This window comes from Ruegeria sp. BJ6 (assembly GCF_056537885.1).
In genome coordinates this window covers 54,241-79,696 of the sequence record NZ_JBQFSG010000002.1, presented here as the reverse complement: position 1 = coordinate 79,696, position 25,456 = coordinate 54,241, and the positions used below count along the sequence as shown (strand labels likewise).

Genomic DNA, 25,456 nt, shown 5'->3' with positions numbered 1-25,456 from the left:
GCTATTCGAGCTCTTTTGCCGCCAAAGCGCGAAGTATCTCGCGGCGGACAAGCTTGCGGACGTTTCGTGTGATCCGTTCACCCAATACGCCCTGCAATTCTTCGCGGACAACTTCCGACACCAAGGCACGCAGCGCGTTTTCGTCCAAAGCCCCCTTGCCCTCGTCTGACCCGGCATTGTTGGTGCTGGTATTAGGGGTGTCGCCACTCGGTTCAAATCTTCTGCGGGAAAACATCACGCGTTCGTCGGGCGTGGATACTTCATCCGCCGGTTCGCCTGCACCTTCGGCATCAACACGCTTGTCCCCTTCCGACACGGCATTTTCGGGGTCCTTCGCCGATGCCTCTGGCCGGGTCCACATCATGGGCCGAATGCGCGTTCCAGAATATGCATCGTCGCTTTCGCCGTCGGGTTCCCACTGATCCTCGGTCTGCGCGATCGCCGCCTCCAAAGCTTCGATCTTCGCACTCAGGCTGTCGGCGAGGTCCTCACGAACGGGTTGGTCACCGGCCCCTCGCATCTGAGTGTTTTCCGGCTGAGGGGTTTTGGCTTCGTCGGCAGGAGACGGATCAGCTGCCTGAACCTCGTCTTTTACGATGTCGGACGGGCGCAGCAACATCGGCTGACCTGCCTCCGAGTCCAACGAGCCCAGCTCGGGCGATTCCGACGCCGAAGACGCATCCAGTTCATCCTGCGACAGAATCAGCAGTTCATCATCTTCGTCTATGATCGCCGGACCAGAAACACGCAGTGCCTCGGTCAGAACCAGCCGACCTGGTTTGCGTTTGGCTGACTGCAACGACTCAAACGACTCCGAAAGCCCCTCTTCGCTGACCAACCGTTTGACCGAGGACAGAACGTCCTCGATCTCTGCTTTTGCGACGCTATCTGACATTGTTCTCTACCGCTCTAACCCTCGGGTTCAAGTGTAGCCAATCAAGTGCCAGCTCACAACAGGTAGCGATCACCGTCAGTCCCGACGCAACGCTTTGAGCACGCGATCCAGGTCGCGGCTTTGCCGGCTGACCTTCGCCGGAGCCTTCTTGACCAGATTGTAGTAAAGCGTCGGGTCATAGATCTGCACCGCAAGACCCAACCGCTCGGCGGTCAGCAATCCTTGCGATTGCAGCAACTGATAAGCTGCCAGCGAACGCTCGGTCCTTGCCGAAACTTCCGAGAGTTGCGCGTCCAGCAAATCCTGCTGAGCGGTCAGCACGTCCAGTGTGGTCCGCGCACCCAACGTCGCTTCTTCGCGAATACCGTCAAAGGCAACCTGCGACGCGCGAACGCGTTCGGTCGACGCCGTCAGGCTGGCTGTCGCGGTTTCAAACCTGACGTAAGCGTCGGTTACACCCTGAGTGATGTCCTTTTGAACATTCAGCAAATTCGCCCTCGAGGCATCCCGGCTTGCCATTGCGCGGCGCACATTCGCGGCCAGTCGACCACCGGCATAAATCGGCTGACGGAAGGTGAAGGCCACCCCTGCGTCATTCTGGTAGTCATCGTTGTCGAAGTCTTCGCTGATCCCGGCATCCGCCTCTAAACGCACATTCGGCCCGAGACCGGCACGCTGTTGTTCAACGACAAGATCCAGAGCGCGAACCTGGTGTTGCGCCGAAAGAATCGCAGGGTGATTTCGTTGCGCCAGACTTACCGCTTCGGACAGCGAGCGCGGCAAATTCGGCAGGCTTGGCTGCCCGGCGGTCCGTCCTGGCTGTTTGCCAACGGCGTTCACATACTCGGCTCGCGCAGTGTCGAGATCACCGTTCGCATCCGCAAGCTCTGAGCGGGCACTTGCCAACTGAGCCTCAGAAAGGGCCACGTCAGTACGTGTTACTTCGCCAACTTCAAAGCGGTCCTGAGTCGCCCTCAGTTCCTCACTCGAGAGGTTTACGTCGTTTTCCTGGATCCCGACGGTTTCTTCCTGCAGCAGAACGCCCAGATAAGCTATTGCCGCCCGGAACAGAACCTGTTGCTCGATATCGATCAGGGATTGACGCGTCGAAAGCACCGTTTCCTGTGCCGACTGTTTGCCCAGAATGGATGCACCACCGTCGTAGATCAGCTGGCTCAGCGTAAGTCCGGTAAAAAATCGCGACGGTTCCGTCGTGACGACGACCCCGCTGGTGCGTGTTCGGGTGTAGTCCCGGTTGACCCTGGCCGTCCAATCGATGATCGGGCGCAGCGCCGAAAGCGCGATCGCCACATCTTCGTCGGCGGCCCGCAATAGTGCCCTGTTCTGCTCTAACAGCCCGCTCGTGTTATAGGCGCCGATGAAGGCGTCCGTGAGATTATCGGCCGATGCCTGCCTTATCGGAGCTATGGTCAATGCCAGCCCCGCCGCGAACGCGAAAGCCTTGACGGCTTTTCTTCCTGTCGCTCTGCGCATTTGTTGTTCCTCTCAAATCAAAAAAACCTGCCCAACAGGCAGTTTGCGCCTTTGACTTGAACTAATCAAGATGCCTCAGAAATCCGTTCGCGAACTATAGCGAAAATGCACACTCTGCGGAAAATCCCGGTAAAATCGGTGCGCTTGCGTTGAAAGCAAAACGCCATGTGACGCGCCCTCCGGCCTTGTGGCCGATTTTTACGGTCCCCAGATCGCCCTCCATGAACACGCACGCGATGCGGCCATGATCCTTCAGTTGATCCAGCAATTCGTCCGAGACGCGTTCAACGCCGCCCTGAACAAGTATTACATCGTAAGGTCCGTGTTCTGCAGCCCCCTGAGCAAGCGGTCCGGTGTGAACGATTGCATTGTCCACATCGGTTTCCGTCAGAAGGTCCTGCGCCTCGGATGCGAGTTGCTCATCCTCTTCGACGGCCACGACAAGCTGGGCCATACGAGCTGTCACAGCGGTCGAATACCCCAAGGCCGGTGCGATATCCAAAACCAATTCCTCATTGGAAATGTTGAGTGCATCCAGCATCTTGGCCAGAGTTCTGGGCTCCAGCAGGCAGCGACCATTCCCAATGTCCATCAGATCGCCGACATAGGCGGCTTCGCGCAGGGCATCCGGCACGAACTTTTCGCGCGGCACCGACAGCATGGCATCGATGATCGGGAACTTGGTCACATCGGACGGGCGAACCTGAGTGTCGACCATCGTCCGGCGGCGGGCTGCGAAATCTGTCATTGGATCGCTCTTATTTATCCCTCGGTTACCGGCTTTTGCCACATCCCGGTCGCACCAGCAACGCCTTCAGGTATGAAATCCGGTCGCAGTCAGCAAGTTTGCCCGACCGCCGATCCGCGCGAATTTGATCCTTAACTCGTAAGTCAAGAGAAACGGATCAGAGAATCCGCAGAACGGAACCGAAACATGAATGTTTGGGCAATTGTTTGGAGACTGCACTTGCGCCCACATCGCGACTCGGCTAAAGCCCTTTTTTACACCACCTTAGGCGAGTTGGCGGAGTGGTGACGCAGCGGATTGCAAATCCGTGTACACCGGTTCGATTCCGGTACTCGCCTCCACTACTTTTCAATGACAAAGCTGCTCTCCTCCTTATGAGGTATCACCAAGGGCATCATATTTCACGTTCCACCGCCTGTTCATTCTTTGTATCGGATCGCTCTTCCGCCGCATTGCGTGCATGCAGGAACTGTCGAGTTTCACCGGCAAATTTCCGAGCCATGCTTACTGTTGCGTGTCCATCGAATGACTTTGTCCCGTCGTCCGAATTTCCAGTAACGACCTTACACATCCTTGCGTTGTCGATTCCATCGCTGGAATTTTGCACATTCTCCCGCTGCATCAAAAAAAGCGCTTGCCACTCCACAAGTTTCAGATAGCATCATTGTCGCATAATATCAGGGTGTTATATGCATTTTCGAGCACTTCTATTTTCTGCCGCCTTTGCCATTTCAAGTCCAATACAAGCCGCAGAAGGCGCTGACTTTGATGGTTTCAAGCAGAAACAAGAAAATCTTCCCAAGTCATACAAAAAACTCAAAAAGGTTGAAGGCGTCGACGCAAAGTATGTGCATTCATTCTCTATCTACGGCGGTGAGTGCAAATCCAAGAAGTACACAGATAAGAGCGGCAAGGGTGATTGCGACCATGGCAGCGTGAGAAGTGAACTTCGCGAAAAAAAAAGCGGCAAGTCATTCTACAGCGCTTTTCCGCAACCCAGCCCCGTTTGGTACGGTTTCGATCTTTTGATCCCTAAAAGCTATCCGACGCTGGGGCAGCAGAAATCAGCATTTAACATATTTGCACAGTGGAAGTCCGAAAACTGTCCCCACACAGCCGTCGCGCACTGGACACGGCCGGGACACGAAAACGCGATCTTTTTAGTGACTTACAAGAGCGTTGTAGGCAGTAAAAATCATGAATGCGATGTGGTCGCGACCAAGAGGATCGCAAGTATGCCTTCTATCAAAGGCAAATGGACACGCGTCGAAATGTTTGTGAACTGGAGCGAAGGTGGGGATGGCGTTTTTGACGTATATATCAATGGCACTAAAAAACTGAGCCATCGTGGCCCAAACTTAGACCCAAATAACATAAACGAAAACGGAAAGAGATCCGACAAAAACTACTTTAGCTTTGGCACTTACCTAGCCAACAGCCGAGGGCCGGGTGCAATACGCTCAGGAACTGTGTACTACGCGAATGTTCACAGGTCGAAAAAAAGAGAAGAGCTTTTTCAATAGTTCCATTTGCCAAAACGCAAAGATGGCTGGGTCACAAAGCCCGCCCCAATAGAACGTAGCGAAAAGCCGTTACTCGTAGCTTCATCAGCAAGCTGCATTCGATCACAGCCGCGGCAAAGAAAAGCAGCTAATCCTTGTGATTTGCCAGTTGGCCGAGCCCGTGATCGGCACGCGCATTGACGATCTTGCTTGAATTGTGCCGGCAATTTCAAAGTCGGAAGAAACGTAAGAAATCAACAGGGTCGATTGATCTGGCAATTGCAAAGCGTAGTCGCACGCTCAGGATAATCGCGTCCTTGCGAGAGACCAAATGCCAATCGCAATACCGCCCCAAAAATGCCACGTCGTTTTGGTAAGCAAGTGCAAAATCAAAATACTCGGGCAGGATTTCGAGGCAATGACTGGTGAAAGTATTCTGGCGGCGATCCGCCATCCTGTGGAACTGCTGTTCGACCCAACTCAACGACTGTCGATTTTCTATCTGGCTACGGCACTGGCCTTTGCCATCTTCATCTATTGGCGCGAACGGTCTGCACGCGGGCAATCGGGAGTTAAAGGATTACTCAATTGGCTGGTGCCATGGGATGTCGTCACCCACGACTCTGCCAAAGCCGACTATTTCATGTTTTTTTTGAATAAATCGATCATTGCAGCGATCTATGCGTCGATCCTGATTCAGTCACAATTTTGGTTTCACATCGTTGAATCCTTATTCGGGTCGGCTCCTGCGGGCCCCGAACAACCTTCGTGGGGTGTTACCTTGATTTACACCGTCGCGGTCACTCTGGCTTTTGATGGCGCGCTGTGGTTTGGCCACTATATTTTCCACAAAGTTCCTGTTTTGTGGGAATTTCACAAGGTTCACCACTCGGCCGAGGTCATGACGCCGTTGACGGCTGCGCGTATGCATCCGTTCGAAGAAGCGGTTTCCTCGATGATGGGCGCATTTGCAGTGGGTGTAACGTTTGGCTTGCTGGATCAAATTTTTGGAAGCGGCGCCCGAGAATTCACTTTGTTTCAGTTGAACATTGTGATGTTCGTCTTCTTCGTTGCCGCGTTCAACCTGCGGCACAGCCATGTCTGGCTTCGGTATCCGAATTGGCTGCAGCACGTTGTTGTCAGCCCGGCACAACATCAGGTCCACCACTCCAAGGCCATCCGCCATTGGGACAAGAACATGGGATTCATTTTTGCGTTCTGGGATTGGGCGGCTGGTACATTGTACTCGCCAAAAACTCGGGAAACGCTGGATTATGGTCTGGGGAATGGAGAAGACGGCACTTGGAACAGCCCCCGAGCCTTGTACTTTCGCCCGTTCAAGAACGCCTACGCTTTGTTCAAAAGCGGCTGGCGCAATGTGTTCGTGTTTCCGCCCAAGCACATGCGCCCTAAGGAGAACAGGCCCGTCGAGGAAGCAGCAAGTCCGACTGACCTGCCGCTGGTTGTTTCATCCGATGGCGGCTCTGGGCGGTTCAAGACCGAGGACAGGTAACCAACACAATCTGCCGCCGAATAAATAGGTCGGCGGAGCGAACACAGAAAGCGGCCCATCGGCCACTGAATGCACGTTCCGTTCAAAGCTGATGTTGGGATAAGCTGCTCACCACTAGCTGCTCAGGTAAAGCCGCTGCGGACTGTTTATTACAAGCCCTGATACATATAGGATTGGCGATTGGCCTTGTGACGCTCGTAGTCAGCGCGCGAAACGTCGGATGATCCGATCGGCCCCGTCCCGGTTTCGCACCCGGCCAAAATGCACACAACTACCAGTGCAATTATAGTTCGAGAGCAGGCCATGGCATCCTCCACGCTTTGGCAGCGTCCTGTTGTACAGAACACTAACATAAGACGTGAACCAGCAAGAACAATTCTACGGGCAGTCTGTTCCACAGGCTGCCCGCACCTGAACTTACTTGCGGATTACTCTGCCGCTTTCAACTCCTTGCCTTGCGGGATCACTTCGTATCCCGCCTCTTCCGGTTCATCATCCAGCATTTCGGTTGGAAATCCGGGGGCGCGGACGTCGATACCCGTTGCATCCTCGAGACGGCGGATGATGTTCGGAGATAGTTCGCGATCACCGTACCGGGCGATGCCGTCTTCGAAAATCTTGATCATCACCGGGTTCATCTCCAGCGGAACACCGGCCCGGTCCGCTACTTCCTGAAACAGACCGATATCCTTTTTAACCAGATCCATGGTGAATGAGATATCGCGCGAGCCGTTCAGGATCACCTGGCTTTCGGTTTCATGCACAAACGAGGTGCCAGACGAAATTTTGATGGCTTCATAGGTTGTGTTCAGGTCCATGCCGGCCGCTTTTGCAGTGACCAGCGCCTCGGCGCAGGTGATCAGGTTGGCGGTCGCCAGATAGTTGGTCAAAACCTTAAGGACGGAAGCAGAGCCCAGATCGCCGGTATGCAGGATACGGCGGCCCATCGTGGTCAGAAATGGCAAAATTTGTTCGAACGTCGCGCGATCACAGCCTGCGAATATCGAGATATTGCCGGTCGCCGCCCGATGGCACCCCCCCGAGACCGGGCAATCCACTGCCGCACCGCCGCGCTCGATAACCATGGCGCCTAGGCGTTTCGCTTCGGCCTCGTCCGTGGTGGACATCTCCATCCAGATCTTGCCTTCTTTCACCTCGGGCAACATCTGCTGCATGACTGCGTCCGAAGCCGAAGGCGACGGCAGACAGGTTATGACCGCGTCACAGTCGCGCATCAACTGCGCTGGATTGTCCGCCGCTTTCGCGCCACGAGCAACAAATTCGTCGACCAGATCCCTGTTCAGATCATGAACGGTGAGGTCAACCCCATTGCGCAACAGCGAACCCGAAAGCTTGCCGCCCACGTTTCCCAAACCTATGAAGCCAACTTTCATGCCTATTCCTCCCAGATTGGCCATTTGCGCATTCGCGATTCACACGCGGATTATCAATGCTGGATAAGGGCAACAGAAACGAATAATAACGGTCACAATCATAAAAAAATTTTGGTGATAAATGGACCGCCTCCCAAACCCAGCATGGTTGCGCAGTTTCGAATCCGCTGCGCGCCATCTGAACTTTACTGTCGCCGCGCAGGAACTGGGCCTGACACAAACAGCGGTTTCGCTGCACATAAGGTCACTTGAGGCTGAACTTGGGGAAAAACTGTTCACTCGCAATGCTCGCCGACTGGACCTGACCGAACTGGGACAGTCCTATGCGCTGACTGTCCGGCGAGCTCTGTCCGACATCGCTCTGAGTACCAACAGTCTGTTTGGACCGGCGACCCGGCAAAGCCTGACCATCAGGGCGGCCATTTCAACCGCCACCTATTGGATTGCAGCCGAGTTGCCTGAGTTCTGTCGCCAATTCCCTGATATTCCCGTGCGCCTTGTGTCCCATATCTGGAATGACAGCGTTGCTCCGGGGGACGTGGATGTAGAAATTCGGTTGGGATATGGCGACTGGCCCGGTGTGATCGCCGAAAAGCTCTGCTCTGAAACCATTGTGCCTGTCTGTCGTGCTGGCGACCCGCTCCCCGGGCTCAAAGACCTGCGAAACGGACCTCTGGTTCATATTCTGGGATATGAAGACAATTGGGCTAGATATTTCGAAGCCAATGGCCTCTCCGTTGCCGAAAATTCGGCCCGTCATTCTGTGGACACGACGGTGGCCGCGCTGCAACTGGTGATGGCAGGCGCTGGGTATGCCACCGTTCTAACCCGGTTTGCCCGCAACGCCATCGCGCAGGGCGCACCGCTGCAGTTGGTGGGGCCGCCGATTCCATTTGCCCAGTCGCATTACCTGATCCGCGCGACAACGGGATCGCAGCCGTCCACTCCTGCGCGGCTGTTTGAGGCTTGGTTGCAGGAGCGTTTGGCAACCCATGACGCTGACTGACTGCCTCAAGTCGCTTTTCGGATGCGGCGTGTCACAAGGGCGCCAGTACGCTTGACAAGCCCCCTGCCCGTGCCGCATGTCGCATGCGTTGGTGTCCATTTTTGAATGGATGAAAAGGGAATGCGTCAGCGGTTTTCCGTCAAACGCAGCCGCCCCCGCGACCGTGACCGGAGAGGGTGCCCAAAGCCACTGGCCCGCAAGGCCGGGAAGGCGGGACATCTGCCAGAGGATCCAGACAAACCGGGCCTCTGACATCCGCAAGCCGGGAGACCTGCCAGCAGCCGTAGATGTAACCGGGCGGGGTGTTCCGGTGCCGGGTCCATGTCGCGATACGTGGCCCGCATGAAACCCCGTCCCCCGCGAAGAGGATTTGGGGGGATGAGAGACATGACCGAGACCGCGCCAGTCGAGCTGCTGGTCTGCACCACGTGCCGTCGTGGGCTGCCTATCGAGGACGACGCGCAGCGCCCCGGCACCTTGCTGCACAAGGCGCTGGAACAGGCCGAGTTGCCGGACGGAGTAAACCTGAAAGCTGTGGAATGTCTGTCGAACTGCGATCAGGGCTGTTCGATCGTGCTGCGCGGCGGCCCGTCCCGCTGGACCTTTGTCTACGAAAACCTGAACGAAACCGACCACGTCGAAACCATCGTCGAAGGCGCCACCAAATACCTTGAGACCGAAGACGGTCTGGTGAAATGGCGCGAACGTCCTGAACACTTCCGCAAAAACTGTGCGGCCCGCATTCCCCCGATTGGAGCCCTGAAATGAGCAACCTCGAAAAACTCCCCGTCACTGTGATCACCGGCTTTCTGGGCTCGGGCAAGACCACGCTGGTGCGCCACCTGATGCAGAACCCGCAGGGCAAGCGTCTGGCCGTTGTGGTCAATGAATTCGGCGATGTCGGCGTCGATGGCGACATCCTGAAATCCTGCGCCATCCCCGATTGCCCGGCGGAGAACATCATGGAACTGGCCAACGGCTGCATCTGCTGCACCGTGGCTGATGATTTCATCCCGACCATCGAGGCATTGATGGCGCTGGAGCCGCGCCCTGACCACATCCTGATCGAGACCTCCGGCCTCGCGCTGCCCAAGCCGCTGCTGAAGGCGTTCGACTGGCCGGATATCCGCTCGAAAATCACCGTGGACGGCGTGATTGCTCTGGCCGACGCCGAAGCCGTGGCTGCCGGTCGCTTCGCGCCGAATGTCGAGGCTGTGGATGCCCAGCGCTTGGCCGATGACTCAATTGACCACGAAACGCCGCTGTCCGAAGTGTTCGAAGATCAGATTTCGTGTGCCGACATTATCCTGCTGACCAAACCCGATCTGGCCGGTCCCGAGGGTGTGGCCAAAGCGAAAGAGATCATCGCCGCCGAAGCCCCGCGCCCTCTGCCCGTCGTCGAGGTGGCCGAAGGAGCCGTTGACGTGCGCGTCGTATTGGGACTTGAGGCCGCCGCCGAGGATGACATGGACGCCCGTCCGTCGCATCACGACGGTCATCACGACCATGAACATGACGATTTCGAAAGCATCATCGTTGAGCTGCCTGAACAGACCGACCCGGCGGAACTGGTCGCCAATATTGAACGTCTGGCCAACGAGCTGAACATCTTGCGCGTCAAAGGTTATGCTGCGGTTCAGGGTAAACCGATGCGCCTGCTGGTGCAGGCCGTTGGCGCGCGCGTGCGTCACCAGTATGACCGCCCGTGGGAACCCGGTGAAGAGCGTCGCTCGCGTCTGGTGGTCATCGCCGAGCATGACGACATCAAAGAGGCCCAAATCCGCGATATCCTCGTGGGTGTTGCCGAGGCCGCCGAGTAACCGCACATGCACGTCGTCTTCCGCGAAAGCCACGGGTTAGAAGAAACCGAGACCCCGACCGATCTGGGCCAGAGCCCGGCGGATCTGGTGGTGCTGTCCTTTTCGGACAGCGACCTTGGCGCTTTCGCGGCAGGCTGGCATCGCGGTGGCGGGCCCGAGGGGCGGATGCCGACGATGCGGCTGGCCAACCTGACGGCACTTAAGCATCCACTGTCGGTCGATACATATGTCGAACAGACGCTGGAAGGTGCGAAAGGTATCCTGATCCGCCTGATCGGTGGTGTACCCTACTGGTCCTATGGGGTGCAGCAGGTGCTGGCACTGGCGCAGGCCAAGGGCATTGCTCTGGCCGTGTTGCCCGCGGACGGACGCGAGGATACACGGCTGGACGAGTATTCCACCCTGCCCGTCTCAACCCTGCGGCGGCTGGCGCATCTGTGTGACACGGGCGGCGAGGTCGCAGCGCAGGCCGCGCTGGCCCAGATGGCGCTGGCGGCGGGATTGTACGCCGGTCCGGTGATGGGTGCCAAGACCCTGCCGGAATGCGGTGTTTGGTGCCCGAATCGCGGCGTGATACCGGTGGACAAGGCCTTCTCGGGTGATGCGAAACGCATCCTGGTGACGTTCTACCGGGCCTATCTGACCTCGGCCGACACGGCCCCGGTTGCCGCCCTGATCCACCGCCTCCGCGCACGCGGGTTCGACGCCGTGGGTCTGTTTGCGCCTTCACTGAAAGCTCCGCTTGCTGCCGATTGGCTGCGCGAACAGGTCGTGGCTCTGGCCCCGTCTGCGATCATCAACGCCACTTCATTCTCAGGCAAAAGCGCGTCGGGAACGTCGCCTCTGGACGCTGCCAACGTGCCGGTGTTTCAGGTTGCTCTGGCCACCTCACGTCGCAAAGCATGGGCCGAGGCGGAACGGGGGCTGTCGCCGGCCGACCTTGCCATGCATGTGGTTCTGCCTGAGGTGGACGGGCGTATTTCGGCTGGTATCGCTTCGTTCAAGGAACCGGGTAAGCGCGACCCGCACCTGGAATATTCCCGTTTCGCCCACCGGGCCGAACCGGACCGGATCAAAGCGATCATCGACCGTGTGGCCGGCTGGCTGAAACTGCACGACAAACCCAAGGTCGATCAGGTCCCGGCGCTGGTGCTATCCACCTACCCCGGCAAGGACTGGCAGATGGCCCACGCCGTGGGTCTGGACGCGTTGGCGTCGGCTGAGGCGATGTTGTCCGATCTGCAGAGCGAAGGCTATGACACCGCGCCGGTCGAGCCTATTACCGAAACCTTGTTGGACGCACGGATTTCGTGGCCGGTGGCGGAGTTTCAGATTGCATTGGCAGAATTGCCAAAAACTCTGCGCGCAGATCTGCAAACCGTCTGGGGCAATCCCGAAGACGACCCGAACTTTATCGATGGCGCCTTCCATTTCACCGCCCTGCGTCGTGGCAAGGCGCTGGTCGCGCTGCAGCCTGAACGCGGCACGCCGGAGCTGCGTGATGATGATTACCATGACCTCTCGCGTACGCCGCGCCACAGCTATGTCGCCTTCTACCTGTGGCTGCGCAAAGGGTTGGGCGTGGATGCGCTAATCCATATCGGCGCGCATGGAACACTGGAATGGCTGCCCGGCAAATCGGTCGCTCTATCGGCGGAATGCTGGCCCGAGGCGCTGATCCGCGATCTGCCGGTGATCTACCCCTTCATCGTCAATGACCCCGGCGAGGCCGCGCAGGCGAAACGCCGGATCGGAGCAGTCACGCTGGGTCATATACCGCCCCCGATGAAGGAAAGCGGCACGCCCGACCGAATGGTGCGGCTAGAATCGCTGTTGGATGAATTCTCAAACGCCGACGGGCTGGACCCAAAGCGCCGCGACCGATTGCAGGCTGATATCCGGGACGAGGCACAAGCCATCGGATTGGAAAGCGATTTGGGCCTCGATAAGGCCACCTGCACCGCCGAGGCGATCACCCGCATTGACCGCTTTGTCTGTGACATCAAAGAAAGCCAGTTCGGCGATGGGCTGCATGTTTTTGGCCGCGTGCCCGAGCTGTCGGGCAATTTCGATCCTGCCCCCTCTGCCCATGCTGAACGCGCCGCTCTGCTGGACGCGCTGGCTGGCAAACGGATCGAGGCTGGCCCCTCGGGCTCGCCCTATCGCGGTCGGTCGGATGTGCTGCCTACCGGGCGCAACCTCTACACCACCGACCCGCGGTCGGTGCCCACCCGCGCCGCTTATACTCAGGGCGTGAAGCTGGCCGAGGAATTGGTACGGCGGCATCTGCAAGAGGAAGGCGACTACCCCAAGGGGCTGATCGTCGATCTTTGGGGTTCGGCCACCATGCGTACGGCAGGCGAGGAATTCGCAATGGCGTTGCACCTGCTGGGCGTCAAACCGGTCTGGGACAAGGGCTCGGAAAGGGTTTCAGGCATTGAAGTCCTGCCGATCACCGACCTCAGCCGCCCGCGTCTGGACGTGACCCTGCGCGTCTCGGGCCTGTTCCGGGACGTGTTCCCAACACTCTCGGCGCTTTACGGTCAGGCCGTCCGCGCGCTTTCTGACCGTGATGAGGCAGCGGACTGGAACCCATACGCCGGTCAGGCTCCTGCCGCACGGGTCTTTGGCCCGGCCCCCGGCAGTTATGGCCTGAACATGACGCATCTGTCCGAAACCTATACAGACGAGGCCCGCGCGCAGGCCGGGCAAGCGTGGCTGGATGCCAGCTCATTCGCGCTGGAAGGTGAGCACATCGCGCGGGATGTTGACGGGATCATTCAGCGCGTCGCCAACGCGGACAGCTTTGTTCATCTGCAAGATCTGACCGAAACCGACCTCTTGCTGGCCAATGACTATGCCACGCACGAGGCCGGGTTTGCCGCCGCCAAGAAGATTACCGGCGGCGAAGCCCAGCTGTATCATCTGGACAATACCAACCCGGACAATCCGCGCGCGCGTACCCTGCCCGAGGAAATCAGCCGCGTGGTTCACGCCCGTGCAGCCAACCCCGACTGGATCGCGGGAATGCAGCGGCACGGGTTCCGCGGAGCTGCCGAGATCGCTGCAACGCTGGATCACATGGCGTCCTTCGCCCATCTGTCGGGCACGGTCGCGCCGCATCTGTTCGACCTTTACCATGACGCAACCCTTGGCAACGCCGAGGTGGACGCGTTCCTGCAAGAGGCTAACCCGCAGGCCCATCAGGCGATGCAGGACAGGTTCCGCGCGCTTTTGGAGGCCGGTCTTTGGAACACGCGCCGCAACTCGATCCGCGCCGATCTGGAGGGGTTGAGATGAGTGCCCCGATCGTACAGGGCTGGTGCCCCGGCGCGCATCGCCCGATGATGTCCGGCGATGGTCTGGTCGTGCGGGTGCGCCCCCGGCTGGCCCGGTTGACTGCCGATCAGACCATGGGACTTTGCAGGCTGGCAGAGCGTTTCGGAAACGGCACCATCGACCTGACAAACCGCGCCAATCTGCAACTACGCGGAGTGACCGAAGCCGATCATCAGGCGCTTTTGGCTGAGCTCGCCGCGCTGAACTTGCTGGATGTCGAACCGGGTATCGAGGTACGGCGCAACATTCTGGTCTCGCCCCTTTATCACGGGGGAGATTTGACTGCGCGGCTGGCGCAGGAACTGATTGACCGGCTTGCAGAACTGCCCGCTCTGCCAGCCAAATTCGGTTTTGCTGTCGATACTGGTCCAACGCGGCTTTTGACTGCCGATTCAGCGGATATCCGACTGGAGATGAGCCCGGATGGCCTGATCTTGCGTGCGGATGGAACTGACACCGGTCGACTCGTGACCGAGGCCGAGGCCATTGATCAACTGATCGCGCTAGCCCGTTGGTTTTCAGAGAATTACACCCCCGACATCCGACGAATGGCGCGCGTTATCGCGGCTTTGGACCTGCCGAAAACTTGGCAAGGCTGCATTCCCGGACCTGTTGGTGATCCGATCCAGCCCGGCCCCTGCGACCTGGGAACCCTGTACGGCGCGGCGTTCGGGCAATTGCCCGCGCGGCCTTTGGCCGACCTGATCGCGGCCTCGGGCGCATCCGCCTTGCGAGTCACCCCGTGGCGATTGATCCTGTTGGAAGGCGGGGCGGCGATACCCGCGCGGGACTTTGTAACAGATGGCACCGACCCGCTGATGACAACCGACGCCTGCCCCGGGGCACCGTTCTGCCCGCAGGCGCAAGCGGAAACGCGCGAGATCGCCCGTTTGCTGGCACCTCATGTTGAGGGCAGTCTGCACGTGTCGGGTTGCGCCAAAGGCTGCGCCCGGATGGGCGCTGCGGATATCACTTTGGTCGGCCGCGATGGACGATTTGATCTTGTCAAACAAGGCCGCGCGGGGGATGAGCCCAGCCAGCGCGGGCTGACCCCCGAAACACTCATGACCATGGACCTGACCTGATGCCCTATGAATATGAAACCGATGGCGCGGCGATCTATAAGGAGAGCTTTGCCACCATCCGGTCCGAGGCCGATCTGGCCCGTTTCGACGCCGACGAGGAACAGGTCGCCGTCCGCATGATCCATGCCGCCGGGATGGTGGGGCTGGAGGAATTCGTGCGGTTTTCGCCCGGATTTGTCACTGCAGCCCGTACCGCCCTGGAAAACGGCGCGCCAATCCTGTGCGACGCGCGCATGGTCAGCGAAGGTGTGACCCGATTCCGCTTGCCCTCCGACAACGAGGTGATCTGCACTCTGCATGACGAACGCGTGCGCCCACTGGCCGCCGAGATGAGCAACACCCGATCTGCCGCTGCGCTGGAGCTATGGCGTCCGCATCTGGAGGGCGCGCTGGTCGCCATCGGCAACGCGCCGACCGCCCTGTTTCACCTGCTGAACATGCTGGAAGACCCCGACTGCCCACGCCCCGCTGCCATCATCGGCTGCCCGGTGGGCTTCGTCGGCGCTGTCGAATCCAAAGACGCCCTGTGGGAGGCTCAGCCTGTGCCGTCATGCATCGTCAAAGGCCGTCTGGGCGGCAGTGCGATCACCGTCGCGGCGGTCAACGCCATCGCGAGTCGCGCCGAATGAGCGCGGGCAAGATATACGGCGTGGGTCTTGGCCCCGGTGATCCGGACCTGATGAGCGTTCGGGCCGACCGCCTGCTGCGCAATGCGCGCCATGTTGCGTTCTTTCGCAAACCCGGCCGCAGTGGTCAGGCACGCAAGATCGTCAATGGCATGATCCCGGGCGATGCGGTGGAATTCCCGATGGAATATCCGGTCACCACGGAAATCCCCGTGACCGATCCGCGCTATAACGAGTTGCTTTCGGCGTTCTACAAGGACTGCGCCGCGCATCTGAAAGCCCTGTCGGATCAGGGCGAGGACGTTGTTGTACTGTGCGAAGGCGACCCGTTCTTCTACGGGTCATTCATGCACCTTTACAGCCGCTTGCGCGATGAAGCTGAAGTCGAAGTTGTTCCAGCCATCACCGGCATGTCCGGCGCGTGGACGGCGACCGGCGACCCCATTACATGGGGCGATGACGTACTGACGGTACTGGTCGGCACTCTGCCAGAGGAAGATTTGGCTCGCCGCATGGCTCAGACGGACGCACTGGTGGTGATGAAAATCGGGCGTAATATCGACAAGGTGAAACGGGCGCTGAAAACCGCTGGTCTGTTTGACCGTGCGTGGATTGTTGAGTTCGCGCAGATGCCGAACCAGACAGTTACAAAACTGTCCGAGGCCTGCGAAAAGGTTACACCCTATTTCTCGATCATCATCGTGCATGGTCAGGGGCGGCGGCCATGAGCGGCTGGGTCAAGATCGCGGGCCTTGGACCCGGCAGCGAAGAACTGGTGACGCCCGAAGTATCCTCCGCGCTGGCCGAGGCCACGGATATCGTAGGTTATATCCCCTATGTCGCGCGTGTGGCGGAACGCCCCGGCCTGACGCTGCACGCCAGCGACAACCGGGTTGAGATCGACCGATCTGAGCACGCGTTGCAGATGGCCGCCGAAGGGAAACGGGTGGTCGTGGTATCCTCTGGTGACCCCGGGGTTTTCGCCATGGCGGCCGCGGTATTTGAGGCGCTGGAGAATGGCCCGGCTGAATGGCGCGAAATCCCCATCGACGTGCTGCCCGGGATCACCGCGATGCTGGCGGCGTCGGCGCGGGCCGGTGCGCCGCTGGGTCATGATTTCTGCGCCATCAACCTCAGCGACAATCTGAAACCATGGTCCCTGATCGAAAAACGTCTGCGTCTTGCCGCGCAGGGGGATTTCGCGATGGCCTTCTATAATCCGCGCTCAAAGTCCCGCCCGGAAGGGTTTGTAAAAACGCTGGAAATCCTGCGTGAGGAATGCGAACCCGAGCGTCTGATTCTGTTCGCCCGCGCGGTGTCACGCTCCGATGAGGCGATCCGCATCTCGACACTGGCCGAGGCGACACCGGACATGGCCGACATGCAGACGGTGGTCATTGTGGGTTCATCCCTGACCCGCGTGATCGAACGCGACAGCGCCCCGATCGTCTATACCCCGAGGTTCACTCCGGAATGATCCAACCAGTCCAGAACCTGCGTCACGCTCGACAGTTCGGTCCGCTTCGGCAAGGCCGGGCGGTCGATCATCAGCACCGGCAAGCCCAGCGCCCGCGCGGCGTCCAGCTTGGCGCGTGCACCGATGCCGCCCGCGTTCTTGGACACCACCAGTTCCGTTCCGTGTTTTTGCATCAGCGCCCGGTCATCCGCCTCGGTAAACGGTCCACGCGATACAACCACGTCGCGGTTCGGCAGGGGCAGAACATCAGGTTCATCCACCAACCGCAGCAGATAGTGGTGTTGGGGCTGGATAGCGAACTCCTCAAGATGCATCCGGCCCACGGCCAGAAAGACACGCTGGGCCGGGCCGGCCAAGGCGGCAACGGCAGCCTCAATGTCGGCAACTTGATGCCAGCGATCGCCGTCCTGCGCACGCCATGCCGGGCGGGTCAAAGCGGCCAGCGGCACTTTGGTTTCGCGGCAGGCCGCAACGGCGTTCCGGCTCATCTGGGCTGCAAAGGGATGGGTGGCATCGACAACATGGGTAATCGCGTTGTCTCTCAGATAGCTTGCCAGTCCTTCGGCCCCGCCAAATCCGCCGACGCGCACCGGCAAGGGCTGAGGGCGCGGGTTGTCCACCCGTCCGGCATAAGAATAGGTCGCCGTGATGCCCCGCTCGGCCACAGATTTGGCCAGCGCATTGGCCTCGGTCGTACCACCCAGAATAAGCATATTGGGGATCAGGAGGTTGGTCATGCATGAGGCTCCGTGGCTGACCGTATTGGGCTTGGGCGAAGATGGACTGGATGGCCTGCCCCCCGCAAGCCGTCAAGTGCTGGAGCGCGCCGAAATCATCATGGGCCCGCCGCGGCATCTGTCACTGATTCCTGCGAGCGACGCGCAAAGGGTCGAATGGCCGGTTCCATTTGCCGACGGCTTGCCGATCCTCACCGGATTCCGGGGGCGGTCGACTGTTGTTCTGGCCTCAGGTAATCCGTTCTGGTTTGGCGCGGGGTCGGTGATCGCGCGCAATTTCGATGCAGAGGAGTGGATGGCCCTGCCCGGTCAATCCACCTTCTCGCTGGCCGCTGCGCGATTGGGCTGGCCGCTGGAAAGCACGCAGACCTTTGGCCTGCATGCGGCGCCGCTGACCCGGCTCCGTCCCCATCTGGCCCCCGGAATGCGCGCGATCCTGTTGCTGCGTGACGGCAAGGCCGTGGCGGAACTGGCGACCTATCTGACCGATACCGGCTTTGCTGATACGCAATTGCACGTGATGGAGGCCCTCGGCGGGCCGCGCGAACGCGCGCGCAGCGTGTCACTGACCGAGGCTCTGCTGGGCGGATTCGACCACCCGGTCTGCGTCGGGCTTGAAGTTGCCGGTCAAGGGCGCGCTTTCCCAAAGGCCTCGGGCAAACCGGACGAGATTTTTGAGACCGACGGCCAGATCACCAAACGCCCTGTTCGGGCACTGACCCTATCGGCGCTTGCCCCCCAACGGGGCGAACACCTGTGGGACATCGGTGGCGGCACAGGATCGATCAGCATCGAATGGCTGATGTGTGATCCGACCCTGACGGCCACGACGATCGAGCCCCGCGAAGACCGCGCAGACCGCATTCGGCGCAATGCCGATACTCTCGGGCAGGACCGGCTGAACGTAGTGCACGGCACTGCGCCTGGATCGCTGGGTGGTCTTGCCTTGCCGGACGTGGTTTTCATCGGCGGCGGTCTCAGCACCGAACTGCTGGAGTGGCTACACTCCGCGCTGCCCGCTGGCACACGGCTGGTCGCCAACGCGGTGACGCTGGAAAGCGAAGCCTTGCTGGCGCATTGGCAGGACAAGCTGGGTGGAGAACTTTTGCGCATCGAACTGGCGCAAGCCTCGGCTCTGGGGCCTCGGCGCGGCTGGAAATCAGCCTATCCGGTTGTGCAGTGGAGCGTGACCCTATGATCGTGGCGGGTTTAGGGTTTTCTTCAGCGGCCACGGTGGACAGCCTGCGCGCGGCTTTCGAACAGGCCAGTGCCGGACAGAATGTCGAAGCTCTGGCCACCGTTGCCGACAAAAAAGGCCATGCAGCACTTGTGGAATTCGCCACGGCCGCCGCCCTGCCCCTGCATTTCGTCGCGCCTGCCGATCTGGCGGGACAGCGCACGCTCACCTGCTCGAACCGCAGCCGTGCCACCTATGGCACCGGCAGCGTGGCCGAAGCATCCGCCCTTGCCGCCGCCGGATCCGGCGCGCGGCTGACCTCACCCAGACACATCTCGGACGACCGGCTAGCCACGTGCGCCGTCGCCATCGGAGGACTGACATGACCGTTCATTTCATCGGCGCCGGACCAGGCGCCGCCGACCTGCTGACCCTGCGCGGGCGCGATATCATCGCGTCTTGCCCCGTTTGCCTTTATGCCGGATCGCTGGTGCCCGAAGAGATTTTGGGACACTGCCCCGAAGGTGCAAAGATCGTGAACACCGCGCCAATGGATCTGGATCAGATCATGGCTGAGATCGAGACCGCACATAAGGCCGGTCAGGATGTCGCGCGGCTGCATTCGGGCGACCTGTCGGTCTGGTCGGCTATGGGTGAACAGATCAGGCGGCTGAAAGAGATGGGGATTCCCGTCAGCGTGACCCCCGGCGTGCCTTCCTTTGCAGCGGCGGCAGCCTCGCTGGGCACCGAACTGACCCTGCCCGGATTGGCGCAGTCGGTGGTTCTGACCCGGACACCCGGTCGCGCGTCCTCGATGCCCGAAGGTGAAACGTTGGAGAACTTTGCCCGTACCGGTGCGACCCTGGCCATCCACCTGTCGATCGGGAATCTGGACAAGGTGATCGCCGATCTGACGCCTGCCTATGGCACGGATTGCCCGGTGGCCGTTGTGTATCGCGCCAGTTGGCCGGATGAGCGGATCATTCGCGCCACATTGGCCACACTGAAAGAGGCGCTGGACGAGAGCATCTCTCGCACCGCCTTGATCATGGTGGGACCAGCACTGGCTGGCGAAGGGTTCGACGAAAGCTGCCTGTATTCAAAGGATTATGACCGCCGCTATCGCCCGCAAAGCGCTGACAGCCAGTGGTCGAGCTGGAGCCATGGTGATGACTAACCCGCCGGGCCTTCTAATCTCTGCGCCCTCTTCCGGCACCGGCAAGACCACCGTCATGCTGGGCCTGCTGCGGGCGCTGGCCGAAGACGGCCTGACCGTGCAGCCCTTCAAAAGCGGCCCGGATTACATCGACCCGGCCTTTCACCGGGCGGCTGCGGGGCGGGCCTCGTTTAATCTGGATAGTTGGGCGATGGATGAGCCCCTGCTGAACGCAATTTCGGCGCAGGCCGAAGGGGCGGACATTGTTGTGGCCGAGGGCTCGATGGGTTTGTTTGACGGCGTTGCCAAGCCTGGAGAGTTGGGGCACGGCTCCAGCGCCGAAACCGCGCAGCGGATGGGCTGGCCGGTGGTGCTGGTGCTGGATGTGGGCGGTCAGGCGCAATCAGCGGCGGCGACCGCGCTTGGGTTTCGGATGTATAACCCCGACCTGCCCTTTGCCGGTGTCATCCTGAACCGTTGTGCCAGCCCACGGCACGAACGCCTGACCCGGCTGGGGATGGAACGTGCGGGCCTGCCTGTTCTGGGCGTTCTGCCGCGCCGCGGAGATCTGACCCTGCCCGAGCGGCATCTTGGTTTGATTCAAGCCGTGGAACATCCTGATCTGGAAAGCGCGATTGTTGGATACGCCGCTTTCCTGCGCGAACATGTGAATTTGGAGGCAATCAAGCGGGCAGCTTCCTCAGGCCCCAATGGGCCATCGTCAACCGCGCTGCCGCGGCCCCCGGCTCAACGGATCGCACTGGCCCGGGATGCCGCGTTTTCCTTTACCTATCCGCACTTGCTGGAAGGCTGGCGCGCCGCCGGGGCGGAAATCCTGCCGTTTTCGCCGCTGGCGGATGAAGCTCCTGCGGCAGATGCCGATCTGGTCTGGTTGCCCGGGGGCTACCCGGAATTGCATGCGGGCACTTTGGCCTCTGCCGGGACATTTCTGACCGGGTTGCGCAAACACGCCGAGACCAAGCCCGTGCATGGCGAATGCGGAGGGTATATGGCCCTGGGTCAGGCCCTGATCGACAAGGAAGGTGTTCGGCACCAAATGGCTGGTCTGCTGGGGCTGGTTACGTCTTACGAAAAGCGCAAGTTCAACCTTGGCTATCGCAAGGCAGAGTTGCTGGTACCGATGCCCGGATTTGCGACGGGAACGGCCCTGCGAGGGCACGAGTTCCACTATTCCTCGATCGTTGAACAGCCTGACGCGCCGCTGGCACGGGTATTCGATGCAGAAGGCGCAGAAGGCCCGCAGACAGGATCGGTACGTGGCAACGTGACCGGCACATTCTTTCACCTTATCGCGGAGGCCTCAGCATGAGCGGTTTCGTTTCGTTCATCGGTTCGGGTCCCGGCGATCCTGAACTTTTGACGCTCAAGGCCGTGGACCGGATGCAAAAGGCTGACGCGGTGCTGTTTGACGACCTCAGCAGCGGCCCCATCCTGAGCCATGCGCGCGAGGATGCCGATCTGGTGGGCGTAGGCAAACGCGCGGGCCGCCCTTCGCCCAAACAGGACCATGTAAGCCGCCTGCTGGTGGATTACGCGCAAACCGGCGCACGCGTCGTTCGGTTGAAATCTGGCGATGGCGGGCTTTTCGGGCGACTGGAAGAGGAACTCGTTGCGCTGCGCGCTGCCGGGATTGAGTATGAAATCATCCCCGGCATCCCCTCCGCTGTTGCGGCGGCAGCGGCGGCGGGCATCCCGCTGACACGGCGCCTGACCGCCAGGCGGGTGCAATTCGTCACCGGCCATGATGTCAGCGGCCAGTTACCCACAGACCTGAACCTGCCCGCGCTGGCCGATCCCGATGCGACGACGGTGGTCTTCATGGGCAAACGCACTTTTCCTTTGCTGGTCGAGGCACTGCACAAGCACGGCCTGCCGCTGGATACGCCCGCATTGATGGCTGAGTCGGTTTCAACGCCTGATCAAAAGTTGCACCGCGCGACGGTTGGCGCGCTGTCCGAGCAGCTGGCGGCTGAGATCGGCACAGCCCCTGCCCTGATCCTGTACGGCCCCTTGGCAGAGTTCGACGATGTTTGACCTGACCCTGATCGGTATCGGCACCGGAAACCCCGACCATGTGACCTTTCAGGGCACAAAAGCCATTCAGGCTGCGGACCTGATTCTCATTCCCCGCAAGGGCGAGAACAAAGCCGATCTGGCCGGGCTGCGGGAAGAGATCATCGCCGCAGTGACGGACACCCCGCCACAGATCGCCTATTTCGATATCCCAAAGCGCCGCGCCGACGATGGCTATCTTCGTGGCGTGGACGAATGGCATGACGCCATTGCCCTGCGCTGGCAGGAAGCGATCTCGGCCTATCCTAACGCACGTCATGTCGCCCTACTGATCTGGGGCGACCCGTCGCTTTATGACAGTTCGCTGCGAATCGCCTCACGACTGGACCCGCAACCAGAGACCCGCGTGATCCCCGGCATTACCGCGCTACAGGCGCTGACGGCAGCCCATTCGATTCCGATCAATGATCTTGGCGCACCATACGTGGTGACCACCGGGCGGCGAATCCGCGAGGAAGGCTGGCCGGAACACGCTTCGAAAGTGGCGGTGATGCTGGATGGAGAGTGCTCGTTCCAGAGCCTTGAGATGGCCGATTATGACATCTGGTGGGGCGCTTACGTCGGGATGAAAGAGGAAATCCTGATCAAAGGTCCCTTGAATGAGGTTTGCCAGGAGATTCTGGCCAACCGCGCGATGCACAGGGCTGCGCATGGCTGGATCATGGATATCTATTTGCTGAAAAAGCGTGTGATCTGACCTAAAACGTCGCAAATGAAGATTGCGCCGCCCCGTGCATCCCGGCTAAATGGAAGGGTCTGGTCCCGCCGGAGCAATCCGGACGCTAAGAGGGAATTTGGTGCGACTTTCGTGAAAGTCAAAGCCAGAGCCGCCCCCGCGACTGTAAGCGGTGAGCCCCTGTTCAACCGGCCACTCCCGATCTTCGGGGGGAAGGCGAACAGAGGCACCGACCCGCAAGCCAGGAGACCTGCCAGGCGAGAAACTAAAAACCGGCCGTCGGGTGCGGCGGCACAGGAGGACAAGAAATGACGACAAAAACGCTTAAGGCATCCGCCGCGAATACAGGCATACTTCCCGCCATTTTCGCTGTGGTTCTGGGTCTGGGGATCGTTACCCTGGCTGGCCACGTTCAGGCATCGGCCCTGCACGACGCCGCACACGACGTGCGTCACGCAACCGGCTTTCCCTGCCACTGAGACCATGTTCAGTCGCATTCTGACCAGCGCGTTGTTCGCTGGTGCTGCAGCAGGGCTGATAGCCGCTCTGCTGCAGCTTGCGTTTGTGCAGCCGGTATTGCTGCACGCGGAACTTTATGAGTCCGGTGAACTGATTCATTTCGGCGGTGAGGCTGTTTCGGCCCATCCCGATTTGCCCGGCATGTTTTCCGACCTTCAGCGCGACGCGCTGAGCGTGATCTTCACGATGTTTATCTACACAGGGTATGCATTGGCTCTGGTCGCCCTGATGTCGGTTGCCGAAGGTCAGGGGCACGAGGTCAATGGCCGAACCGGCGTATTGTGGGGTCTTGCCGGCTTTATCGCACTTCACTTCGCTCCGGGGTTCTCACTGGCGCCTGAAGTGCCCGGGGTTGCCGCAGCCGATGTCTATGACCGGCAGATCTGGTGGTGGGCAACGGCAGCCGCCGCAGCCGTGGCCATGTGGCTGATTGCCTTTGGGGGCAATATCATCAGCTATGTGATTGCAGCGATCCTTTTGCTGGCTCCGCATGTCATCGGTGCACCTGAACCCGATGTCTTCACTGGTCCTGTACCAACCGAAATCGGCGCCCTGTTCGCCGCGCGCGCTTTCGGCATTGGTCTGGTGGCGTGGATTCTGGTCGGTGCATTTGCAGGTTATTTCTGGCAAAGCGAAAGCAAACGCGCAGAAGCTAACACCTGATTATGCATGAAGTTTGCCCGCCGGAGTATCTCCGGCGGGCGTTTCATTTTCGCAAGGAAAAGAAATGTCCCGCTCACTTTCACTTTTCGCCATTGGTCTGGTCTTTGGCGGCGGCGCCGGGTTTGTGTTGGCTGCGGCCAATGGTGTTACCTTTGATGGTCATGATCATTCAGATCCGTCTCATCACGGCGGCGCGCATGCCGAAGCTGCAGCGCATGACCATTCCAAAACCATCAGCCTGCCCGCCGGGCCAGATGCGCCGGGGCTGGAGATCGACCTGATCAAAGACCCGATGGCAGGTTGGAACCTGCATGTCCAACCGCAGAATTTCCGTTTTGCGCCGCAAAACGCCTCGTCTGATGACAGGCCGGGCGAAGGTCACGCGCATGTCTATATCAACGGAGCCAAACTGGCGCGCCTTTATGGGAACTGGATGCACATCCCGGAGTTGCCGAAAGGCGAGGTCGAGGTCGAGGTGTCGTTGAACGCCAACAGCCACAGCCCTCTGGCAGTGGATGACGCGCCGGTCAGTGCCAAATTGACGATTCAGGTGGACTGAAGCGCCGGAATTCGCGCGCGCAGACACAATCGAAGCCGCCCGCAAGGCCGGGCGTCTTCAATCCAGCCCATGGGGCTGTTCAGATAAGTTTGGCACGTTGCAGCAATATCATCCGCATCAGCCTGCACATCGATCCCGGAAAATACATATGAGGCCATGCCTTCCCCCTGTAACGCAAGCGCTGCGGGTTCTTCGCAACTGCTGAAGCAGGCGTGTTCACCAAGCTGAACGTGATCCTCCAACCCAACGCGCACCAACGCCGCGCGCACAGCCAGCCATTCGGCGTCACGATCCCGCGCCCCGGCACAGCTGCTGCAGATCATCAGCCTCATCCGCTCTGAACTCATCCCGCCCTCGTCCATACTATTACTGTTACTGCGGCTTTCGCTGGCGGTGTGCAAGCACTCAACCCGCAAATACACACGGGAATGTGAGCGCGTACAAAGCGGAATTCTGGCATCAAGTCCCCGTGAAGACACCGGAGGGCGAAAAATGAAACCACACTGGGTAGCATTGTGCCTGTTGGCCCTGCCCGCATGGGCCGATGATCTGCAGCCGCGCGACGGTTGGGCCGTGTATCCGACCGACAAGGCCTATGATGAACTGGTGCCGGACGTTGTCGCATCAGTAAAGGCCAACGGCCTGATAGTCGTCACGCAGGCTGGACCGACCAAGGCCGCCGCCGCACGAGGCATAAACATTCCAGGCAACCGGGTGATCGGAGCCTTCAACAATGACTACGCGGTGCGCGTTCTGGAAACCTCGACCGCCGCCATGATCGAGGCGCCGATCCGTTTCTACGTGACCGAAAACGCAGACGGAACATCCACCCTTTCCTACAAGACACCCAGCCATGTATTTTCACCCTATGCCGAAGAAGGCGGCGAGGCACTGGCCGGAATTGCCCGGGAACTGGACGAAAAGTTTCAGGACATCGCGGAATCCGCAATCAAATAGTCACACTGACGTGATCCGG

26 protein-coding genes, 1 tRNA gene and 2 riboswitches are annotated in these 25,456 nt (G+C 59.9%); of the genes, 21 read left to right on the top strand and 6 right to left on the bottom strand.

Annotated features, from left to right (window positions below):
- Window position 1 precedes the first annotated feature (1 nt).
- The 3 genes from ACR0D6_RS05620 to ACR0D6_RS05610 form a co-directional block, all read right to left on the bottom strand.
- Window positions 2-895 carry a hypothetical protein gene (locus ACR0D6_RS05620; protein ID WP_480764787.1) on the bottom strand — a complete coding sequence of 298 codons (894 nt, stop codon included), beginning with the start codon at window positions 893-895 and terminating at the stop codon, window positions 2-4.
- Between the two features lie 75 nt (window positions 896-970).
- Window positions 971-2,389, bottom strand: a complete 1,419-nt coding sequence (locus tag ACR0D6_RS05615) for a TolC family outer membrane protein (protein WP_480450085.1) — start codon at window positions 2,387-2,389, stop codon at window positions 971-973.
- A gap of 94 nt (window positions 2,390-2,483) precedes the next feature.
- Window positions 2,484-3,137, bottom strand: a complete 654-nt coding sequence (locus ACR0D6_RS05610) for a protein-L-isoaspartate O-methyltransferase family protein (protein WP_480450086.1) — start codon at window positions 3,135-3,137, stop codon at window positions 2,484-2,486.
- A gap of 267 nt (window positions 3,138-3,404) precedes the next feature.
- Between ACR0D6_RS05610 and ACR0D6_RS05605 the strand changes: the two genes are divergently transcribed.
- The 3 genes from ACR0D6_RS05605 to ACR0D6_RS05595 all read left to right on the top strand — a co-directional run bounded on the left by ACR0D6_RS05605 (window position 3,405) and on the right by ACR0D6_RS05595 (window position 6,152).
- A tRNA-Cys gene (locus ACR0D6_RS05605) sits at window positions 3,405-3,478 on the top strand.
- A 348-nt stretch (window positions 3,479-3,826) separates the two neighbouring features.
- Window positions 3,827-4,660: a heparin lyase I family protein gene (locus ACR0D6_RS05600; RefSeq protein ID WP_480764786.1), complete on the top strand. Its 834-nt coding sequence runs from the start codon at window positions 3,827-3,829 to the stop codon at window positions 4,658-4,660.
- Window positions 4,661-5,057: 397 nt separating this feature from the next.
- Window positions 5,058-6,152, top strand: coding sequence for a sterol desaturase family protein (locus ACR0D6_RS05595; protein ID WP_480764785.1), 1,095 nt, complete (start codon window positions 5,058-5,060; stop codon window positions 6,150-6,152).
- A gap of 428 nt (window positions 6,153-6,580) precedes the next feature.
- Here the strand turns inward: ACR0D6_RS05595 and ACR0D6_RS05590 are convergent, their stop codons facing one another.
- On the bottom strand, window positions 6,581-7,546 hold the full coding sequence (locus tag ACR0D6_RS05590; RefSeq protein WP_480764784.1) for an NAD(P)-dependent oxidoreductase: 966 nt from the start codon (window positions 7,544-7,546) through the stop codon (window positions 6,581-6,583).
- A gap of 121 nt (window positions 7,547-7,667) precedes the next feature.
- Here ACR0D6_RS05590 and ACR0D6_RS05585 point away from each other — a divergent pair, with 121 nt between their 5' ends.
- From ACR0D6_RS05585 to cobJ, 8 genes are all read left to right on the top strand, one after another.
- Complete coding sequence (locus tag ACR0D6_RS05585) at window positions 7,668-8,552, top strand: LysR substrate-binding domain-containing protein (RefSeq protein WP_480764783.1); 885 nt, start codon at window positions 7,668-7,670, stop codon at window positions 8,550-8,552.
- A 72-nt stretch (window positions 8,553-8,624) separates the two neighbouring features.
- Window positions 8,625-8,845: riboswitch (cobalamin riboswitch) on the top strand.
- Window positions 8,846-8,939: 94 nt separating this feature from the next.
- Entirely contained in the window at window positions 8,940-9,320 is a 381-nt protein-coding gene (locus ACR0D6_RS05580) for a DUF1636 family protein (protein WP_480450092.1), read from the top strand.
- Window positions 9,317-10,372 carry a cobalamin biosynthesis protein CobW gene (gene cobW / locus ACR0D6_RS05575; RefSeq protein WP_480764782.1) on the top strand — a complete coding sequence of 352 codons (1,056 nt, stop codon included), beginning with the start codon at window positions 9,317-9,319 and terminating at the stop codon, window positions 10,370-10,372. Before ACR0D6_RS05580 ends, cobW begins: the two co-directional genes overlap by 4 nt.
- A gap of 6 nt (window positions 10,373-10,378) precedes the next feature.
- Window positions 10,379-13,672, top strand: coding sequence for a cobaltochelatase subunit CobN (cobN, locus tag ACR0D6_RS05570; RefSeq protein WP_480764781.1), 3,294 nt, complete (start codon window positions 10,379-10,381; stop codon window positions 13,670-13,672).
- Window positions 13,669-14,796: a cobalamin biosynthesis protein CobG gene (locus ACR0D6_RS05565; protein ID WP_480764780.1), complete on the top strand. Its 1,128-nt coding sequence runs from the start codon at window positions 13,669-13,671 to the stop codon at window positions 14,794-14,796. The genes cobN and ACR0D6_RS05565 overlap by 4 nt, the downstream gene beginning before the upstream one ends.
- The gene (locus ACR0D6_RS05560; RefSeq protein WP_480764779.1) at window positions 14,796-15,425 is read left to right on the top strand and encodes a precorrin-8X methylmutase; all 630 of its coding nucleotides are present in this window, start codon (window positions 14,796-14,798) and stop codon (window positions 15,423-15,425) included. The genes ACR0D6_RS05565 and ACR0D6_RS05560 overlap by 1 nt, the downstream gene beginning before the upstream one ends.
- Window positions 15,422-16,150: a precorrin-2 C(20)-methyltransferase gene (locus tag ACR0D6_RS05555; protein ID WP_170651587.1), complete on the top strand. Its 729-nt coding sequence runs from the start codon at window positions 15,422-15,424 to the stop codon at window positions 16,148-16,150. The genes ACR0D6_RS05560 and ACR0D6_RS05555 overlap by 4 nt, the downstream gene beginning before the upstream one ends.
- Window positions 16,147-16,899, top strand: coding sequence for a precorrin-3B C(17)-methyltransferase (gene cobJ, locus ACR0D6_RS05550; protein ID WP_480764778.1), 753 nt, complete (start codon window positions 16,147-16,149; stop codon window positions 16,897-16,899). The genes ACR0D6_RS05555 and cobJ overlap by 4 nt, the downstream gene beginning before the upstream one ends.
- On the opposite strand, the gene ACR0D6_RS05545 is transcribed toward cobJ, so the two are convergent.
- Window positions 16,872-17,636 (bottom strand): cobalt-precorrin-6A reductase, encoded by a 765-nt coding sequence (locus ACR0D6_RS05545; RefSeq protein ID WP_480764777.1) that lies wholly within the window; start codon window positions 17,634-17,636, stop codon window positions 16,872-16,874. The two genes, cobJ and ACR0D6_RS05545, sit on opposite strands and share 28 nt — an antisense overlap.
- Between ACR0D6_RS05545 and cbiE the strand changes: the two genes are divergently transcribed.
- The 9 genes from cbiE to ACR0D6_RS05500 all read left to right on the top strand — a co-directional run bounded on the left by cbiE (window position 17,635) and on the right by ACR0D6_RS05500 (window position 24,480).
- The gene (cbiE, locus tag ACR0D6_RS05540) at window positions 17,635-18,834 is read left to right on the top strand and encodes a precorrin-6y C5,15-methyltransferase (decarboxylating) subunit CbiE (protein ID WP_480764776.1); all 1,200 of its coding nucleotides are present in this window, start codon (window positions 17,635-17,637) and stop codon (window positions 18,832-18,834) included. The two genes, ACR0D6_RS05545 and cbiE, sit on opposite strands and share 2 nt — an antisense overlap.
- Entirely contained in the window at window positions 18,831-19,199 is a 369-nt protein-coding gene (locus ACR0D6_RS05535; RefSeq protein ID WP_170652569.1) for a cobalamin biosynthesis protein, read from the top strand. The genes cbiE and ACR0D6_RS05535 overlap by 4 nt, the downstream gene beginning before the upstream one ends.
- Window positions 19,196-19,990, top strand: a complete 795-nt coding sequence (cobM, locus tag ACR0D6_RS05530) for a precorrin-4 C(11)-methyltransferase (protein WP_480764775.1) — start codon at window positions 19,196-19,198, stop codon at window positions 19,988-19,990. Before ACR0D6_RS05535 ends, cobM begins: the two co-directional genes overlap by 4 nt.
- Window positions 19,977-21,299 carry a cobyrinic acid a,c-diamide synthase CobB gene (locus ACR0D6_RS05525; RefSeq protein ID WP_480765239.1) on the top strand — a complete coding sequence of 441 codons (1,323 nt, stop codon included), beginning with the start codon at window positions 19,977-19,979 and terminating at the stop codon, window positions 21,297-21,299. Before cobM ends, ACR0D6_RS05525 begins: the two co-directional genes overlap by 14 nt.
- Entirely contained in the window at window positions 21,296-22,024 is a 729-nt protein-coding gene (gene cobA, locus ACR0D6_RS05520; RefSeq protein WP_480764774.1) for a uroporphyrinogen-III C-methyltransferase, read from the top strand. Before ACR0D6_RS05525 ends, cobA begins: the two co-directional genes overlap by 4 nt.
- Window positions 22,017-22,760, top strand: coding sequence for a precorrin-6A synthase (deacetylating) (cobF, locus tag ACR0D6_RS05515; RefSeq protein ID WP_480764773.1), 744 nt, complete (start codon window positions 22,017-22,019; stop codon window positions 22,758-22,760). The genes cobA and cobF overlap by 8 nt, the downstream gene beginning before the upstream one ends.
- A 43-nt stretch (window positions 22,761-22,803) precedes the next feature.
- Window positions 22,804-23,011, top strand: a riboswitch (cobalamin riboswitch).
- Between the two features lie 36 nt (window positions 23,012-23,047).
- Window positions 23,048-23,218, top strand: a complete 171-nt coding sequence (locus tag ACR0D6_RS05510; RefSeq protein WP_170651581.1) for a CbtB domain-containing protein — start codon at window positions 23,048-23,050, stop codon at window positions 23,216-23,218.
- Between the two features lie 4 nt (window positions 23,219-23,222).
- On the top strand, window positions 23,223-23,921 hold the full coding sequence (locus tag ACR0D6_RS05505) for a CbtA family protein (RefSeq protein WP_170651580.1): 699 nt from the start codon (window positions 23,223-23,225) through the stop codon (window positions 23,919-23,921).
- Window positions 23,922-23,985: 64 nt separating this feature from the next.
- Window positions 23,986-24,480 (top strand): hypothetical protein, encoded by a 495-nt coding sequence (locus ACR0D6_RS05500; RefSeq protein ID WP_170651579.1) that lies wholly within the window; start codon window positions 23,986-23,988, stop codon window positions 24,478-24,480.
- Here ACR0D6_RS05500 and ACR0D6_RS05495 read toward each other — a convergent pair.
- Window positions 24,468-24,803: a DUF1636 family protein gene (locus tag ACR0D6_RS05495; protein ID WP_480764772.1), complete on the bottom strand. Its 336-nt coding sequence runs from the start codon at window positions 24,801-24,803 to the stop codon at window positions 24,468-24,470. The genes ACR0D6_RS05500 and ACR0D6_RS05495 overlap by 13 nt on opposite strands.
- Window positions 24,804-24,972: 169 nt before the next feature.
- Between ACR0D6_RS05495 and ACR0D6_RS05490 the strand changes: the two genes are divergently transcribed.
- Window positions 24,973-25,437: a DUF302 domain-containing protein gene (locus ACR0D6_RS05490; RefSeq protein WP_480450111.1), complete on the top strand. Its 465-nt coding sequence runs from the start codon at window positions 24,973-24,975 to the stop codon at window positions 25,435-25,437.
- The last annotated feature ends 19 nt before the right edge of the window (window positions 25,438-25,456 follow it).

Coding starts and splice junctions, on each gene's coding strand:
- cobA (WP_480764774.1), top strand. CDS start 21,296: ATGAGCGGTTTCGTTTCGTTCATCGGTTCGGGTCCCGGCGATCCTGAA.
- ACR0D6_RS05595 (WP_480764785.1), top strand. CDS start 5,058: ATGACTGGTGAAAGTATTCTGGCGGCGATCCGCCATCCTGTGGAACTG.
- ACR0D6_RS05615 (WP_480450085.1), bottom strand. CDS start 2,389: ATGCGCAGAGCGACAGGAAGAAAAGCCGTCAAGGCTTTCGCGTTCGCG.
- ACR0D6_RS05565 (WP_480764780.1), top strand. CDS start 13,669: ATGAGTGCCCCGATCGTACAGGGCTGGTGCCCCGGCGCGCATCGCCCG.
- ACR0D6_RS05535 (WP_170652569.1), top strand. CDS start 18,831: ATGATCGTGGCGGGTTTAGGGTTTTCTTCAGCGGCCACGGTGGACAGC.
- ACR0D6_RS05500 (WP_170651579.1), top strand. CDS start 23,986: ATGTCCCGCTCACTTTCACTTTTCGCCATTGGTCTGGTCTTTGGCGGC.
- ACR0D6_RS05560 (WP_480764779.1), top strand. CDS start 14,796: ATGCCCTATGAATATGAAACCGATGGCGCGGCGATCTATAAGGAGAGC.
- ACR0D6_RS05585 (WP_480764783.1), top strand. CDS start 7,668: ATGGACCGCCTCCCAAACCCAGCATGGTTGCGCAGTTTCGAATCCGCT.
- ACR0D6_RS05505 (WP_170651580.1), top strand. CDS start 23,223: ATGTTCAGTCGCATTCTGACCAGCGCGTTGTTCGCTGGTGCTGCAGCA.
- ACR0D6_RS05495 (WP_480764772.1), bottom strand. CDS start 24,803: ATGATCTGCAGCAGCTGTGCCGGGGCGCGGGATCGTGACGCCGAATGG.
- ACR0D6_RS05600 (WP_480764786.1), top strand. CDS start 3,827: ATGCATTTTCGAGCACTTCTATTTTCTGCCGCCTTTGCCATTTCAAGT.
- ACR0D6_RS05490 (WP_480450111.1), top strand. CDS start 24,973: ATGAAACCACACTGGGTAGCATTGTGCCTGTTGGCCCTGCCCGCATGG.
- cobJ (WP_480764778.1), top strand. CDS start 16,147: ATGAGCGGCTGGGTCAAGATCGCGGGCCTTGGACCCGGCAGCGAAGAA.
- ACR0D6_RS05620 (WP_480764787.1), bottom strand. CDS start 895: ATGTCAGATAGCGTCGCAAAAGCAGAGATCGAGGACGTTCTGTCCTCG.
- cobF (WP_480764773.1), top strand. CDS start 22,017: ATGTTTGACCTGACCCTGATCGGTATCGGCACCGGAAACCCCGACCAT.
- cbiE (WP_480764776.1), top strand. CDS start 17,635: ATGCATGAGGCTCCGTGGCTGACCGTATTGGGCTTGGGCGAAGATGGA.
- ACR0D6_RS05510 (WP_170651581.1), top strand. CDS start 23,048: ATGACGACAAAAACGCTTAAGGCATCCGCCGCGAATACAGGCATACTT.
- ACR0D6_RS05580 (WP_480450092.1), top strand. CDS start 8,940: ATGACCGAGACCGCGCCAGTCGAGCTGCTGGTCTGCACCACGTGCCGT.
- ACR0D6_RS05610 (WP_480450086.1), bottom strand. CDS start 3,137: ATGACAGATTTCGCAGCCCGCCGCCGGACGATGGTCGACACTCAGGTT.
- cobW (WP_480764782.1), top strand. CDS start 9,317: ATGAGCAACCTCGAAAAACTCCCCGTCACTGTGATCACCGGCTTTCTG.
- ACR0D6_RS05525 (WP_480765239.1), top strand. CDS start 19,977: ATGGTGATGACTAACCCGCCGGGCCTTCTAATCTCTGCGCCCTCTTCC.
- cobN (WP_480764781.1), top strand. CDS start 10,379: ATGCACGTCGTCTTCCGCGAAAGCCACGGGTTAGAAGAAACCGAGACC.
- cobM (WP_480764775.1), top strand. CDS start 19,196: ATGACCGTTCATTTCATCGGCGCCGGACCAGGCGCCGCCGACCTGCTG.
- ACR0D6_RS05590 (WP_480764784.1), bottom strand. CDS start 7,546: ATGAAAGTTGGCTTCATAGGTTTGGGAAACGTGGGCGGCAAGCTTTCG.
- ACR0D6_RS05555 (WP_170651587.1), top strand. CDS start 15,422: ATGAGCGCGGGCAAGATATACGGCGTGGGTCTTGGCCCCGGTGATCCG.
- ACR0D6_RS05545 (WP_480764777.1), bottom strand. CDS start 17,636: ATGACCAACCTCCTGATCCCCAATATGCTTATTCTGGGTGGTACGACC.